The 13,308-nt window shown below is 70.4% G+C and carries 14 protein-coding genes; 7 read left to right on the top strand and 7 right to left on the bottom strand.

What is annotated here, in order from left to right:
• Positions 1-116: 116 nt before the first annotated feature.
• From ACFXBC_RS14835 to ACFXBC_RS14825, 3 genes are read left to right on the top strand one after another with little or no spacing between them, the layout of a single operon-like run.
• Positions 117-977, top strand: coding sequence for a helix-turn-helix domain-containing protein (locus tag ACFXBC_RS14835; RefSeq protein WP_385023478.1), 861 nt, complete (start codon positions 117-119; stop codon positions 975-977).
• A complete protein-coding gene (locus ACFXBC_RS14830) occupies positions 977-1,213 on the top strand; it encodes a DUF397 domain-containing protein (protein ID WP_385023476.1) in 237 nt (78 codons plus the stop codon). Before ACFXBC_RS14835 ends, ACFXBC_RS14830 begins: the two co-directional genes overlap by 1 nt.
• A gap of 60 nt (positions 1,214-1,273) precedes the next feature.
• Positions 1,274-2,080 (top strand): SAM-dependent methyltransferase, encoded by an 807-nt coding sequence (locus ACFXBC_RS14825; protein WP_385023474.1) that lies wholly within the window; start codon positions 1,274-1,276, stop codon positions 2,078-2,080.
• A 77-nt stretch (positions 2,081-2,157) separates the two neighbouring features.
• Here ACFXBC_RS14825 and ACFXBC_RS14820 read toward each other — a convergent pair whose 3' ends face one another.
• From ACFXBC_RS14820 to ACFXBC_RS14805, 4 genes are all read right to left on the bottom strand, one after another.
• On the bottom strand, positions 2,158-2,787 hold the full coding sequence (locus ACFXBC_RS14820; RefSeq protein WP_385023472.1) for an MBL fold metallo-hydrolase: 630 nt from the start codon (positions 2,785-2,787) through the stop codon (positions 2,158-2,160).
• Positions 2,787-3,884, bottom strand: a complete 1,098-nt coding sequence (locus ACFXBC_RS14815; protein ID WP_385023470.1) for an S-(hydroxymethyl)mycothiol dehydrogenase — start codon at positions 3,882-3,884, stop codon at positions 2,787-2,789. Before ACFXBC_RS14815 ends, ACFXBC_RS14820 begins: the two co-directional genes overlap by 1 nt.
• Before the next feature lie 40 nt (positions 3,885-3,924).
• Positions 3,925-5,367 carry an amino acid permease gene (locus ACFXBC_RS14810; RefSeq protein ID WP_385023468.1) on the bottom strand — a complete coding sequence of 481 codons (1,443 nt, stop codon included), beginning with the start codon at positions 5,365-5,367 and terminating at the stop codon, positions 3,925-3,927.
• 118 nt (positions 5,368-5,485) lie between these two features.
• On the bottom strand, positions 5,486-6,187 hold the full coding sequence (locus ACFXBC_RS14805; protein ID WP_385023466.1) for a FadR/GntR family transcriptional regulator: 702 nt from the start codon (positions 6,185-6,187) through the stop codon (positions 5,486-5,488).
• A 175-nt stretch (positions 6,188-6,362) separates the two neighbouring features.
• Between ACFXBC_RS14805 and ACFXBC_RS14800 the strand changes: the two genes are divergently transcribed.
• The 4 genes from ACFXBC_RS14800 to ACFXBC_RS14785 all read left to right on the top strand — a co-directional run bounded on the left by ACFXBC_RS14800 (position 6,363) and on the right by ACFXBC_RS14785 (position 10,318).
• On the top strand, positions 6,363-6,872 hold the full coding sequence (locus ACFXBC_RS14800) for a gluconokinase (RefSeq protein WP_385023464.1): 510 nt from the start codon (positions 6,363-6,365) through the stop codon (positions 6,870-6,872).
• Positions 6,873-6,976: 104 nt separating this feature from the next.
• Entirely contained in the window at positions 6,977-8,371 is a 1,395-nt protein-coding gene (locus ACFXBC_RS14795) for a gluconate:H+ symporter (protein ID WP_385023462.1), read from the top strand.
• A gap of 85 nt (positions 8,372-8,456) precedes the next feature.
• Positions 8,457-9,224: a glucose 1-dehydrogenase gene (locus tag ACFXBC_RS14790; protein WP_385023460.1), complete on the top strand. Its 768-nt coding sequence runs from the start codon at positions 8,457-8,459 to the stop codon at positions 9,222-9,224.
• Positions 9,224-10,318, top strand: coding sequence for an L-idonate 5-dehydrogenase (locus tag ACFXBC_RS14785; RefSeq protein ID WP_385023458.1), 1,095 nt, complete (start codon positions 9,224-9,226; stop codon positions 10,316-10,318). Before ACFXBC_RS14790 ends, ACFXBC_RS14785 begins: the two co-directional genes overlap by 1 nt.
• 44 nt (positions 10,319-10,362) lie before the next feature.
• On the opposite strand, the gene ACFXBC_RS14780 is transcribed toward ACFXBC_RS14785, so the two are convergent.
• The 3 genes from ACFXBC_RS14780 to ACFXBC_RS14770 all read right to left on the bottom strand — a co-directional run bounded on the left by ACFXBC_RS14780 (position 10,363) and on the right by ACFXBC_RS14770 (position 13,303).
• Positions 10,363-11,019, bottom strand: coding sequence for a cytochrome b/b6 domain-containing protein (locus tag ACFXBC_RS14780; RefSeq protein WP_385023456.1), 657 nt, complete (start codon positions 11,017-11,019; stop codon positions 10,363-10,365).
• Entirely contained in the window at positions 10,961-11,626 is a 666-nt protein-coding gene (locus ACFXBC_RS14775; protein ID WP_385023516.1) for a molybdopterin-dependent oxidoreductase, read from the bottom strand. The genes ACFXBC_RS14780 and ACFXBC_RS14775 overlap by 59 nt, the downstream gene beginning before the upstream one ends.
• 123 nt (positions 11,627-11,749) lie before the next feature.
• Positions 11,750-13,303, bottom strand: coding sequence for an APC family permease (locus ACFXBC_RS14770; RefSeq protein ID WP_385023454.1), 1,554 nt, complete (start codon positions 13,301-13,303; stop codon positions 11,750-11,752).
• Positions 13,304-13,308: the final 5 nt, after the last annotated feature.

The raw sequence follows: 13,308 nt of genomic DNA, 5'->3' as shown, positions 1-13,308 counted from the left end.
ACTGTCCTCCGTAACGGACACCTTGGCAAGAGGCACTTTGAAAAGTTCAGAGTGACGTTTCACCGATGGGGCGGGCATGGCAGACTGCTGCACAACTGCCCAAGTGGAGGTCTCAGTTGAGTGAGCCGCGGTCCGCCCCGACCGTTGGCCAGGTCGTGCTCGGTAAGCGCCTGCAGGAACTGCGCGAGCGAGCCGGCCTGAGTCGCGAACAGGCTGCCAAAGTGCTCAGGGTCGCCCAGGCCACCATCCGCCGGATGGAGACCGCCGAGGTGGCGCTGAAGATCCCCTATGTGCAGTTACTGCTGAAGGCGTACGGGATCAGCGAGGCGGAGAACGACGCCTTCGTGGAACTCACCGAGGAGGCCAACCAGCCGGGCTGGTGGCAGCGGTTCCACGGCATCCTGCCCGACTGGTTCAGCATGTACGTCAGCCTGGAGGGCGCCGCCTCGCTCATCAGGCAGTACGAGCCGCACTTCGTGCCCGGCGTGCTGCAGACCGAGGAGTACGCGCGCGCGATCATGATGAGCGGCGCCGTCGGGGAGACCAGCCCCGCGGACATCGAGCGGCATGTCGCGCTGCGGATGGAGCGGCAGTCGCTGCTGGCGCGGCCGGACGCGCCGACCCTCTGGGTCGTGATGGACGAGACGGTACTGCGGCGTCACGCGGGCGGCCGCGACGTCATGCGCGGCCAGATCGACCGGCTGCTGCGGGCAGCGGATCTGCCGCATGTCACGCTGCAGATCGCGGAGTTCTCCAGCGGCCACCACCCGGGTACGTACGGCCCCTTCGTCCTCTTCCGGTTCGCGATGCCCGAACTCCCCGACATGGTTTACAGCGAGTACCTGACCGGCGCCGTCTATCTGGACGCGCGCCCCGAGGTGGCCGCCCACCTCGAAGTCATGGACCGCATGGCGGCTCAGGCCGCAACTGCACAACGCACGAAGGAGATCCTCAGGGATTTCCGCAAGGAGCTGTAATGGATCGCATATACAACGGCATGCCTGCCGCGGACCTCGGCGCCGAGGGCTGGCACAAGCCGTGGAGCGGCGGTAACGGCGGAAACTGCGTCGAGGCCATGAAACTGGCCGACGGCAGGGTCGCCGTACGCCAGTCCGCAGACCCTGAAGGCCCCGCGCTCATCTACTCGACCGGCGAGATAGCCGCTTTCATCCAGGGGGCGAAGTCCGGCAAGGCCGACTTCCTCCTCTACTGAACAAGGCTGTCGCCGCTGCCCGTTGTCCTCGCTGTTGCCGACCACGTACTGGAGCGTTCCATGACCGGAGTAGACCCCGCGCCCGTCCAGATCGACACCAGCAAGCCGCATCCGGCCCGGATGTACGACTGGTTCCTGGGCGGCAAGGACAACTATCCCGTCGACCAGGAGATGGCCGAGCAGCTGCTCGCCCTCGACCCCCGGGGCAGGGAGATGGCGCGGGTCAACCGGGCGTTCATGCACCGCGCGACCCGCTGTCTGGCGGAGAGCGGCATCCGTCAGTTCCTGGACGTCGGTACGGGCATACCGACCGAACCCAACCTGCACCAGGTCGCCCAGCGTTCGGCGCCGGACTCCCGCGTCGTCTACTGCGACAACGACCCGATCGTGCTGGCGCACGCGGCGGCGCTGCTGCGCTCGACGCCCGAGGGCGCGACCGACTACATCCAGGCCGACGCGCGGGAGCCCGCCACCATCCTGGAGGCGGCAGGCAAGCTGCTGGACTTCGGCCGGCCGGTCGCGCTCTCGCTGGTGGCCCTGCTGCACTTCGTCGCCGACGAGGAGGCGTACGAGCTGGTGGACCGGCTGGTCGAGCCCCTGGCGCCGGGCAGCTGTCTCGTCCTCTCGCATGTCACAGGGGAGTTCGACCCGGAGGGGTCGGCGAAGGCCGTCGAGATGTACCGGGCACGCGGTCTGACCCTGCGGCCCCGCTCGCAGGCGGAGACGGCCCGGTTCTTCGAGGGCCTGGAGCTGTTCGAGCCCGGGGTCTCGCTGGCCGCCGAGTGGCGGCCCGAGCTGGGTGAGCGGGTGCCGGTACCCGGTGACGACCCGATTCCGGGCTGGGTGGGCGTGGCCCGCAAGTCCTGAACCCGGAACCGCTGAGCCCGCGGGGTGCTCGGGAGGGACGCCTGACCGGCTCCCCGGCCGGGCACCCCGCAGCCGTGTCAGCCGTCCTGCGCCAGCCACTCCGGCAGGCCGGGGGCCTCGGCGCCGATCGTGGTGGTATCGCCGTGGCCGGTACGGACCACGGTCTCCGGGTCCAGCGTCAGCAGCCGGTCCCGGATGGACGCGACGATCGTCGGATGGTCCGAGAACGAACGGCCGGTGGCACCGGGGCCGCCCTGGAAGAGCGTGTCGCCGGTGAAGACCGTGGCAAGGCCGGGGGCGTACAGACAGATCGCGCCCGGCGCGTGGCCCGGCGTGTGCAGCACGGTCAGCGCCGTCCCCGCGACGGTCAGGCTCTGCCCGTCCGCGAGTTCACCGTCCGGGAGGCGGTCGGGGTGGGTCATCCGCCACAGCGGCAGATCGTCGGGGTGCAGGAGGACCGGCGCCCCGGTCGCGGCGGCGAGTGCGGGGGCCGCGTCGATGTGGTCGTTGTGCGCGTGGGTGCAGACGATGGCGCGCAGTGTACGGCCGCCCAGCGCGGCCTCGATGGCGCCGGGGTCGTGGGCGGCGTCGATGACGATCGCCTCGGTGTCGTCGCCGACGATCCACACGTTGTTGTCGACGTCCCAGGTCCCGCCGTCGAGCGAGAAGGTGCCGGAGGTGACGAGGTGGTCGATACGGGCCGCCATCAGAACTCCACCACCGAACGCAGCACATCGCCGTGGTGCATCCGCTCGAAGGCCTTCTCCACCTCGTCGAGGCCGATCGTCTCGGTGACGAAGGCGGCGAGGTCGATCCGGCCCTGCTGGTGCAGGTCGACGAGCATCGGGAAGTCGCGGGAGGGCAGGCAGTCCCCGTACCAGGAGGACTTGAGGGCGCCGCCGCGGCCGAAGACGTCGAGGAGCGGGAGTTCCAGCTTCATCTCCGGCGTCGGGACGCCGACCAGGACGACGGTCCCGGCCAGGTCGCGGGCGTAGAAGGCCTGCTGGTAGGTCTCGGGGCGGCCGACCGCCTCGATGACCACGTCGGCGCCGAAGCCGCCGGTGAGTTCCCGGATGGCCTCGACCGGGTCCGAGGTGCGCGAGTTGACGGTGTGGGTGGCGCCCATCCGCTGAGCGGTCGCGAGCTTCTTGTCGTCGATGTCGACGGCGATGATCTTCGCGGCCCCGGCGAGCCGGGCCCCGACGACGGCGGCGTCACCGCCGCCGCCGCAGCCGATGACGGCCACCGAGTCGCCCCGGCCGACCTGGCCGGTGTTGATGGCGGCGCCGATCCCCGCCATCACTCCGCAGCCGAGCAGCCCGGCGACGGCCGGCGAGACTGCCGGGTCGACCTTGGTGCACTGGCCGGACGCGACCAGGGTCTTCTCGGCGAAGGCCCCGATGCCCAGCGCCGGGGACAGCTCCGTGCCTTTGCCGGAGCCCCCGGCCAGGGTCATCTTCTGCTTGGCGTTGTGCGTGTCGAAGCAGTACTGCGGCCGGCCGCGCAGACAGGCACGGCACTGGCCGCACACCGCGCGCCAGTTGAGGATCACGAAGTCCCCGGGGGCGACGTCGGTGACGCCCGCGCCCACCGACTCCACGGTGCCCGCCGCCTCGTGGCCGAGCAGGAACGGGAAGTCGTCGTTGATCCCGCCCTGCTTGTAGTGGAGGTCCGTGTGGCAGACCCCACAGGCCTGGATCCGCACCACGGCCTCGCCCGGTCCCGGGTCGGGGACGAGGATCGTCTCCACGCGTACGGGTTGGTTCTTGCCGGGGGCCACGACCCCCTGGACCTGCTGCGTCATGCCGTCAACAGCCTTCCGTGTCACCGAACGGTATGGGGCCTCAGTCTCCCAGGTCCTGGCGCTCGGCGGCGACGGACGCGACCCGGCCGCGCACCACGAACCAGCCGCCGACGAGGGCCGCGGCGATCAGCGGCAGGCATTCGACGGTGGTGCGGCCCACTCCCCCGCCCCACCACATCAGGAACGCGACGGAGAGCAGGAAGCAGAGGGTGACGATCTGGGTGTACGGCGCCCACGGCAGCCGGTAGGCGGGACGGGTGACCCGGCCCTCCTTGGACCGCTGCCAGAAGAGCAGCGAGCAGAGCATGACCATGCCCCAGGTGCCGAGGATGCCGATGGAGGCGAAGTTGAGGACGATCTCGAAGGCCTTGCCGGGGACCAGGTAGTTGAGCACGACGCCCAGCACCCCGAAGCTCGCCGTGAGCAGGATGCCGCCGTAGGGCACCTGGCCCTTGTTCATCCGGCCGGTGAAGCGCGGGGCGGACCCGGCGAGCGCCATCGAGCGCAGGATGCGTCCGGTGGAGTACAGGCCGGAGTTGAGGCTGGAGAGCGCCGCGGTCAGGACGACCAGGTTCATCACACCGGCCGCGCCGGGGACGCCGACCTTGGAGAGGACCGTGACGAAGGGGCTCTCGCCGTCGGAGTACGCGGTGTACGGGAGGAGCAGGGCGAGCAGCACCACGGAGCCGACGTAGAAGATGCCGACCCGCCACATGATCGAGTTGATCGCCTTGGGGATGATCTTCCCCGGGTTCTCGGTCTCGCCCGCGGCGACCCCGCACAGCTCGACGGAGGCGTAGGCGAAGACGACACCCTGGATGACCAGCAGCATCGGCATGACGCCCTTGGGGAAGAAGCCCCCGCTGTCGCCGATGCTGCCGAACCCGGGGGTGTGCCCGTCGACCGGGTGCTGGGTGACCACCAGATAGATGCCGATGCACATGAAGACGACCAGTGCGGCGACCTTGATGATCGCGAACCAGAACTCCGTCTCGCCGAAGTACTTGACCGAGATCAGGTTCGCGGTGAGGACGAGGGCCAGGGCGACGAGTGCGCAGACCCACTGCGGGACCGAGCTGAACATCGACCAGAAGTGGGCGTAGGTGGCGGCGGCCGTGATGTCGGCGACCGCGGTGGTCGACCAGTTGAGGAAGTAGAGCCAGCCCGCGGTGTAGGCGCCCTTCTCGCCCATGAACTCACGGGCGTAGCTGACGAAGGCGCCGGATGAGGGGCGGTAGAGGACGAGTTCGCCCAGGGCCCGTACGACGAAGAAGGCGAAGGCACCGCAGACGGCGTAGGCGATCGCGAGTGAGGGGCCCGCACCTGCCAGCCGGCCGCCGGCGCCGAGGAAGAGGCCGGTGCCGATGGCCCCGCCGATGGCGATCATGTTGATGTGGCGGGACTTCAGATCTTTGCTGTAGCCCTCGTCACCGGCATCGACGTGCAGAGAGGGCTCTGCCGCGGTGAGGGTGCGGTCACTCATGTGGTGCGTCGCCTTACGTGGGGGAGGTGGCGGCTGATCAAGGCGTCAGCGTAAAGGGGTCATGTCGAGCCGGAGAACTGAATGAAATCTATGTCACAAAAGGTTTGAAACATTTCCCTCAGGGCGCCAGGACGTCGAGCTCCTTCAGGGCGCCGACCGCGATCTCTCTGGTCAGCTCCTCGGCCCGGTCCGCGTCCCCTTCCCGTACGGCCTCCGCCACCTGCACATGCAGGGTGACGGCGGCCGGATCGGGGTCGTCGAACATGATCTGGTGCTCGGTGCGCCCGGCGAGCACCTCGGCCACCACATCGCCGAGCCGGGCGAACATCTCGTTCCCCGAGCCGCGCAGGACCAGGCGATGGAAGGCGATGTCGTGCACGAGATATCCGGCCAGCTGGTGGCCGCGCGAGGTGGCGACCATACCGAGGGCCTGCTCGGTGAGGGCGGCGCACTGCTCGGCGGTGGCGTGCCGGGCGGCGAGCCCGGCGGCGACGGGCTCGACGGAGTACCGCAGGACGGTCAGCGAGCGGAGCTGGCGGGAGCGGTCCGGGCCGGCCAGCCGCCACCGGATGACCTGGGGGTCGTAGACGTTCCATTCGTCGGCGGGGCGCACGGTCACACCGACCCGTCGCCGCGACTCGACCAGGTGCATCGATTCCAGTACGCGGACGGCTTCGCGGATCACGGTACGGGAGACGTCGAAGCGCTGGGCGAGCTCGTCGGTACGCAGCACGCTGCCCGGCGGGTACTCCCCCGAGGCGATCGAGGGACCGAGGTTCTCCAGCACATGGGCGTGGAGCCCCGGGCCCTGAGTGGTCATGGACTCAGCCTACGGGGCGGCCACCGGACCCATTAAGTATGACTTTTAGGTCACAGACTCTTGAATAAGTCGTACCTAATGGGTTTCAGTAGCGCGACGGATCCATGCCGCCCCCGTCGCAGACACAGCGACGTCACATCGAAGTCATGTCGAAGAAGACAGCGAGGCACCACCGATGAGCACCCCCCGAGTCGTAGTCCTGATGGGCGTGGCAGGGACCAGCAAGACCACGATCGGTCCGCTGCTCTCCGCCGCACTGGGCGTTCCGTACGCCGAGGGGGACGACTTCCACCCGGCCGCGAACATCGCCAAGATGTCGGCCGGAACGCCTCTTGAGGACGCCGACCGGTGGCCCTGGCTGGACGCCATCGGCCGGTGGGCGCACGAGCACGCCGGGCGGGGCGGGGTGGTCAGCTGCTCCGCGCTCAAGCGCTCCTACCGTGACCGCTTGCGTGCCGAGGCGCCCGGCGCCGTCTTTCTGCATCTGACCGGTGACCGGGAGCTGATCGAGCAGCGGATGGCGGAGCGCAAGGGGCACTTCATGCCGACCGCGCTCCTCGACTCGCAGTTCGCCGCGCTCCAGCCGCTGGGCCGGGACGAGGCGGGAGCCGCCGTCGACATCTCCGGGACGCCCGATGAGATCACCGGGCGGGCCGTGGCCGCGCTGCACGGCATGGACCGCTAGCGCCGAGCCCCACCGTCACGCCCCACCACCGAGCGCCCCCGCGCTCCTGTCCGTACCACAGCCCCACCGCCGAGCCACAGCCTCACGAACCGAAGGAATCCACCGTGTCCAGTCTCAGTGTCGAGATGCTGGCAGCGGACGCAGCGCCGATATCGTCGGCCGGCCACGCCCAGCTGGGTATCGCCGTCCTCGCGGGCATCGCCGTCATCGTCCTGCTCATCACGAAGACCAAGCTCCACGCGTTCCTGTCGCTGACCATCGGATCGCTTGTCCTGGGAGCGGTCGCGGGCGCCCCGCTCGACAAGGTCATCACGAGTTTCACCACCGGCCTCGGTTCCACCACCGCGAGCGTCGGTGTCCTGATCGCGCTCGGTGCCATCCTCGGCAAGCTCCTCGCGGATTCCGGCGGCGCCGACCAGATCGTCGACACCATCCTCGCGAAGGCGAGCCGGCGCGGTATGCCGTGGGCGATGGTGCTGATCGCGGCGATCGTCGGTCTGCCGCTCTTCTTCGAGATCGGCATCGTGCTGCTGATCCCGGTGGTGCTGCTGGTCGCCAAGCGCGGCAATTTCTCACTCATGCGGATCGGTATCCCCGCGCTGGCCGGCCTCTCCGTCATGCACGGTCTGATCCCGCCGCACCCCGGGCCGCTGGTGGCCATCGCAGCCGTGCACGCCAACCTGGGCGTGACGCTCGCGCTGGGCGTTCTGGTGGCCATCCCGACTGTGGTCGTCGCCGGTCCCGTCTTCTCCCGGTACGCGGCCCGCTGGGTGGACATCGAGGCGCCCGACCGTATGGTGCCCGAGCGTCCTTCGGAGGACCTGGAGAAGCGGCCCGGCTTCGGCGCCACCGTGGCCACCGTGCTGCTGCCCGTCGTACTGATGCTGGCCAAGGCGCTCGTCGACATCATGATCGACGACCCGGCGGACACGGTCCAGCGCACCTTCGACGTCGTCGGATCACCCCTGATCGCCCTGCTGGCCGCGGTGCTGGTCGCCATGTTCACGCTGGGCCGCGCCGCCGGGTTCACCAAGGGCCGGATGTCGGCCACCGTCGAGAAGTCCCTCGCCCCGATCGCGAGTGTGCTGCTGATCGTCGGAGCCGGCGGTGGGTTCAAGCAGACCCTCATCGACTCGGGTGTGGGCCAGATGGTGCTGGACATCTCCAAGGACTGGTCGATCCCCGCGCTGCTGCTGGCCTGGCTGATCGCCGTGGTGATGCGGCTCGCGACCGGCTCCGCCACCGTGGCGACGGTCTCCGCAGCCGGTCTGGTCGCACCGCTTGCCGCCGACATGTCCACGGCTCATGTGGCGCTGCTCGTCCTCGCCGTCGGCGCGGGCTCGCTCATCTTCAGCCATGTCAACGACGCGGGGTTCTGGCTGGTCAAGGAGTACTTCGGGATGGACGTCGGCCAGACGATCAAGACCTGGTCGGTGATGGAGACCATCATCTCGGTCGTCTCGCTGATCTTCATCCTGCTGCTCTCGCTGGTTGTCTAGGAGCCCGCTGGTTGCCCAGGAAGGCGGCAGGGCAGCCACCGGGGCAGGCAACTGTTCGCGCCCGCACGGGAGAAGGACACACCTCATGGCACATCCACTGTTCGAGATCGGCGGCCGTACGGCACTGGTCACCGGAGCCGGGCGGGGCATCGGCCACGCCCTGGCCCGAGGGCTGCTGGAGGCGGGCTGCACCGTCGTCATCAACGGCCGGGACGAGGGCCGGCTGAAGGACGCGGCAGCCCGGCTCGCGGACGCCGGGGGCACGGTGCTCACCGCCGCCTTCGACGTCACCGACGGGCCGGCGGTCGCCGCCGGGATCGCCGCGGCCGAGGAGCAGGCGGGCCCGCTGGACATCCTGGTCAACAACGCCGGTATGCAACTGCGCGCGCCGCTGCTCGACTTCACCGACTCCGACTGGCACCGGATCGTGGACACCAATCTCACCAGCGCCTTCCTGGTGGGCCGCGAGGCCGCCCGGCGGATGGTCCCCCGCGGCAGGGGGAAGATCATCAACATCTGCTCACTGCAGAGCGAGGTGGTGCGCCCCGGCATCGCCCCGTACGCGGCCACCAAGGGAGCCCTGAAGATGCTCACCAAGGGCATGTGCGCCGACTGGGGGCCGCACGGCATCCAGGTCAACGGCCTGGGCCCCGGCTACATCGAGACCGAGCTGACCCGCCCCTTGGTGGAGAACGGGGAGTTCAATTCCTGGGTACGCGGCCGGACCCCCGCCGGGCGGTGGGGGCGCACCGAGGACCTGGTCGGCGGAGTGCTCTTCCTCGCCTCACCGGCCGCGGACTTCGTGAGCGGCCAGATCCTGTACGTCGACGGCGGAATGACGAGCGTGCTGTGATGCGAGGATGTGTGATCCACGGGGCGGACGACCTGCGGGTCGAGGAGCTGCCCGAGCCGGCCGCCGGGCCCGGCGAGGCCGTCGTCGCGGTGCGGTACGGCGGGGTGTGCGGCTCGGATCTGCACTACTGGCGGCACGGCGGGGTCGGCGACTTCCGGCTCCGGGAGCCGATGGTGCTGGGCCACGAGGTCGTGGGCACCGTGGTCTCGTACGGCGAAGGGGCGGCGGGGCCGCCGCCCGGCACGCGGGTGGCGGTGCATCCGGCGACGCCGTGCGCTGTCTGTCCTGAGTGCCGGGACGGGCGGGCCCAGGTCTGCCGCGACACCCGCTATCTCGGCAGCGCGGCCCGTACCCCGCATGTGCAGGGCGGCTTCGCGGCGCGGATCGCGGTACCGGCAGGCCAGTTGAGGGCGCTGCCCGCGGGTCTCGGGCTGCGCAGGGCCGCCCTGGCGGAGCCGCTGGCGGTGGCGCTGCACGCGGTGCGCAGGGCCGGTCCCGTCGCGGGCAGGCATGTCCTGGTCACGGGAGCGGGACCGATCGGCGCCCTGGTGGTGGCGGCGCTGCGGGCTGCGGGCGCCGCGGCCGTCACGGCCACCGATCTGCTGCCCAGGGCCCTGGAGTTCGCGGCGGCAGCGGGTGCGACGCGGCTCGTACGGGCAGACGGCCCGGCGGACCCCGGCCCGGCCGGGTCCGGACTGCCGGACGAGGTGGACACGGCGGTCGAGGCGTCCGGATCGGCGGCCGGCCTGGACACCTGTCTGCGGTCCGTGCGGCGGGGCGGGGCCGTCGTACAGCTGGGGATGCTGCCGCCGGGGATGAGCCCGTTCGCCGGGAATCTGGTGGTGAGCCGGGAGATCGAGCTGCGCGGCGCGCTCCGCTTCGACACGGAGTTCGACGAGGCGCTGGAGCTGCTGGCCCGGGAGGAGTCCTTCGACGCGCTGATCAGCGCGGTGGTGCCGGTGGAGCGGGCGGTGGAGGCGTTCGCCCTCGCGGCCGACCGGTCACGGTCCTGCAAGGTGCTGATCGACTTCGGCGATACCGACGATCGAGGCGGCTCCGGCGACCGGGGCGGCTCCGGCGACCGGGGCGACTGAGGGCCGCGCGGCGCGGGCTCCGGGCGGCGCCGGGGCCCGGCTCCTCACCGCTCGTCGAGCCACCGCGGATGCTCCCGCCGCGCCCAGCCGCGCCCGACCCACCCCGTCCGCATCCCCCGCCGCGCCTCCGGATCGCCCAGCGCCATCCCGATGTGCCCGGCGACCACGATGCCGATGGCCGGTGCCAGCCAGTCGTGCACGAAGGTGGCGTTCGTCCGCCAGACCAGCGGGGTCAGACCCGTGAACCACATCAGCAGCCCGGTGCAGAGCATCACCAGCGCGGCGCCCGCGATCCACCCCGCGTAGATCTTCTGGCCGCCGTTGAACTTGCCCGCCGTACGCGGCGATCCGTCCCTGCGCAGCGCCGACCGGAGCCAGACCCTGTCGTACGGTGCGAAGCGGTTGAGGCGGCCCAGGTCCGCCCGGAGCGTACGTGAGACGAGGCCGAGCAGGACCGGCACCGGCAGCAGCAGCCCCGACCACTCATGGACGGTGACCACCAGATAGCGGCGGCCGACCAGCTCCGCGAGCTGCGGGACGTAGAGGCAGCCGGCCGACGCGATGCAGACCAGCATCAGTGCGGACGTCGTACGGTGCACCCAGCGCACCGGGCGGGTGAAGCGGCGCAGTCCGGACCGCGGTTCAGACCGTGGGGTGGTCGTCGCGTCCGTTGGACCTGCCGACCCATGCGTCGACGTCATAGCCGCGCTCCTCCCAGTAACCACGCCGCACATCACGGGTGGCCGTGATCCCGGACAGCCATTTCGCGGACTTGTAGAAGTACATGGGCGCGACATAGAGCCGGACCGGCCCGCCGTGGTCGTGGCTCACCGGCTCGTCCCGCATCCGCAGCGCCACCAGGACGTCCGCACGGCGCGCCTGGTCCAGGGTGAGGCTCTCGCTGTACGCGCCGTCGAAGCAGGTGAAGCGGACCGCTCCGGCCCCCGGCCGCACGCCCGCCGCATCGAGCAGCCGGGAGAGCCTGACCCCTTCGAAGGGGGTCTCCGGCACCCGCCAGCCGGTGACGCACTGCACATCGCGCACCACCCTGGTCTGCGGGAGCCGGCGCAGCGAACCGAGGGTGTACGAGACGGGCCGCTCGACCATGCCGTCCACGGTGAGCCGGTAGCTCCCGGCGTCCTTGTGGGGCACCGATGAGGTGACCGAGTAGTAGCGGAATCCGCCGCCGCCGGGCAGCAGCCCGGTCAGTCCCGTGGGGTCCTTGCCCGCCACCGCGCCGAGCGCCGAGTCGGTTCCGCGCTGGATGGCGGGCGCGGCGACGAGCCCGGCCGCGCCGAGGCCGAGCATGCCGAGGACGAGGCGGCGGCCGACCGGCGGGCCGTCGCGGTCGGAGGGTTCTGGTGTCACCCCGCGATTCGAGCACCCGCGGGCGCCGGAAGCCAGCGACCGCGGGTGGCCGTCAGACTTCCGTCACAGTCCGGCCGTGGATCCGGCCCGCGCCTCGGCGGCCTTGTCGAGCTGGAATGCCTCGTTGCCGAGCCCGATCCTGGCGTGCACCTGCGGCCTGTTCGAGCGGAGCACCAGTCCGTAGCCCAGACCGCCGACGAGTGCGAGGCCGATGATGCCGGGCAGCAGCCAGCTCAGTACGGAGCCGGGGCCCGCGCCGACCAGCACATCGAAGTCCTTGACCGTCATGAAGGCGATGCTGAGCAGGGCGAGACAGGCGAGCCCCGACGCGATCAGCCGCCAGAGCTGTGTACGGGCCGCCCCGCGCTGCACGAAGAAGGCGATGACCGCGACCGACGCCGCGGCCATCAGCAGGATGATGCCGAGGGCGCCGATGTTGCCCATCCAGGTGAAGAGGTGCAGGACGGGCGCGGTGGGGTCGCCGTGCGGCTTGCCGTCGGTCACCGCGAAGGCGATGACGACCAGGAGGGAGATCACGGTCTGGAGCAGTGAGCCGGTGCCGGGTGCGCCGCTGGACTTGTTGGTACGGCCGAAGGCGGCGGGCAGCAGTCCCTCGCGGCCCATCGCGAAGGCGTACCGGGCGACCACGTTGTGGAAGCTGAGCATCGCGGCGAACATGCCGGTGACGAAGAGGACATGGAGCACATCGGTGAAGGACTTGCCGACGACGCCCTCGCTGAGGCCGAAGAGCAGTCCGGGGCCGAGCTTCCCGGCCTGCGCGCTGATCGCCGAAGGCCCGGCGGCCACGGTCAGCGCCCAGGAGCTGATGGCGAAGAACAGCGCGACGAAGCCGACGGCGAGGAACATCACCCGGCGGACGACCACCTGCGGCCTGCTGGTCTCCTCGGCGTACACCGGGGCCTGTTCGAAGCCGACGAACGCGGCGATACAGAAGCAGAGCGCAGTGCCGAAGCCCGCACCGGTGAGGGTGCCGGGGTTGAAGGCGTGCAGCGAGAGCCCCTCCTTGGCGGGGTTCGCGACCGAGGCGATGTCGAAGATCACCACGAGGGCGCACTCGATGAGCAGCAGCACACCGAGGACCTTCGCGTTGAGGTCGATCTTCAGCCAGGAGAGCACCCCGACGACCGCGACGGCGACCAGCGCCGGGATCCACCAGGCCACTTCGGTGCTCAGATAGGTGTCGAAGAGGCCGGACACCTCGAAGCCGAAGATGCCGTAGATGCCCACCTGCATGGCGCTGTAGGCGACCAGCGCGACGAAGGAGGCGCCGGCCCCTGCGGTGGAGCCGAGGCCGCGGGCGATGTACGCGTAGAAGGCCCCGGCGTTGTGGACGTGCCGGCTCATCTCCGCGTAACCGACGCTGAATAGCGCCAGGACGACCGCCAGGATGACGTAGAGGATCGGCTGTCCGACGATCCCCATCAGGCCGAAGATCGTGGGCATGACACCCGCGACGACCATAAGCGGCGCGCTGGCCGCGAGCACGGAGAGCAGCAGCCCCGCCGTCCCCAGACGGCCGGCGCGCAGCGCCTGGTCCTGCCCCTTGAACGTGCTGATCTCGTTGATCTCGCTCGTGCTCGAACTGCCCGGCGGCATGGCGG

Origin of the sequence: Streptomyces sp. NPDC059398 (assembly GCF_042751845.1) — a bacterium.
Classification (GTDB): Bacteria; Actinomycetota; Actinomycetes; order Streptomycetales; family Streptomycetaceae; genus Streptomyces.
This window is presented reverse-complemented; position numbering and strand designations above follow the sequence as displayed.

Excerpts from the sequence above, each read along its gene's own strand:
- ACFXBC_RS14830 (WP_385023476.1), top strand. The coding sequence starts at position 977 with ATGGATCGCATATACAACGGCATGCCTGCCGCGGACCTCGGCGCCGAG.
- ACFXBC_RS14825 (WP_385023474.1), top strand. The coding sequence starts at position 1,274 with ATGACCGGAGTAGACCCCGCGCCCGTCCAGATCGACACCAGCAAGCCG.
- ACFXBC_RS14820 (WP_385023472.1), bottom strand. The coding sequence starts at position 2,787 with ATGGCGGCCCGTATCGACCACCTCGTCACCTCCGGCACCTTCTCGCTC.
- ACFXBC_RS14815 (WP_385023470.1), bottom strand. The coding sequence starts at position 3,884 with ATGACGCAGCAGGTCCAGGGGGTCGTGGCCCCCGGCAAGAACCAACCC.
- ACFXBC_RS14810 (WP_385023468.1), bottom strand. The coding sequence starts at position 5,367 with ATGAGTGACCGCACCCTCACCGCGGCAGAGCCCTCTCTGCACGTCGAT.
- ACFXBC_RS14805 (WP_385023466.1), bottom strand. The coding sequence starts at position 6,187 with ATGACCACTCAGGGCCCGGGGCTCCACGCCCATGTGCTGGAGAACCTC.
- ACFXBC_RS14800 (WP_385023464.1), top strand. The coding sequence starts at position 6,363 with ATGAGCACCCCCCGAGTCGTAGTCCTGATGGGCGTGGCAGGGACCAGC.
- ACFXBC_RS14790 (WP_385023460.1), top strand. The coding sequence starts at position 8,457 with ATGGCACATCCACTGTTCGAGATCGGCGGCCGTACGGCACTGGTCACC.
- ACFXBC_RS14785 (WP_385023458.1), top strand. The coding sequence starts at position 9,224 with ATGCGAGGATGTGTGATCCACGGGGCGGACGACCTGCGGGTCGAGGAG.
- ACFXBC_RS14780 (WP_385023456.1), bottom strand. The coding sequence starts at position 11,019 with ATGACGTCGACGCATGGGTCGGCAGGTCCAACGGACGCGACGACCACC.
- ACFXBC_RS14775 (WP_385023516.1), bottom strand. The coding sequence starts at position 11,626 with ATGCTCGGCCTCGGCGCGGCCGGGCTCGTCGCCGCGCCCGCCATCCAG.
- ACFXBC_RS14770 (WP_385023454.1), bottom strand. The coding sequence starts at position 13,303 with ATGCCGCCGGGCAGTTCGAGCACGAGCGAGATCAACGAGATCAGCACG.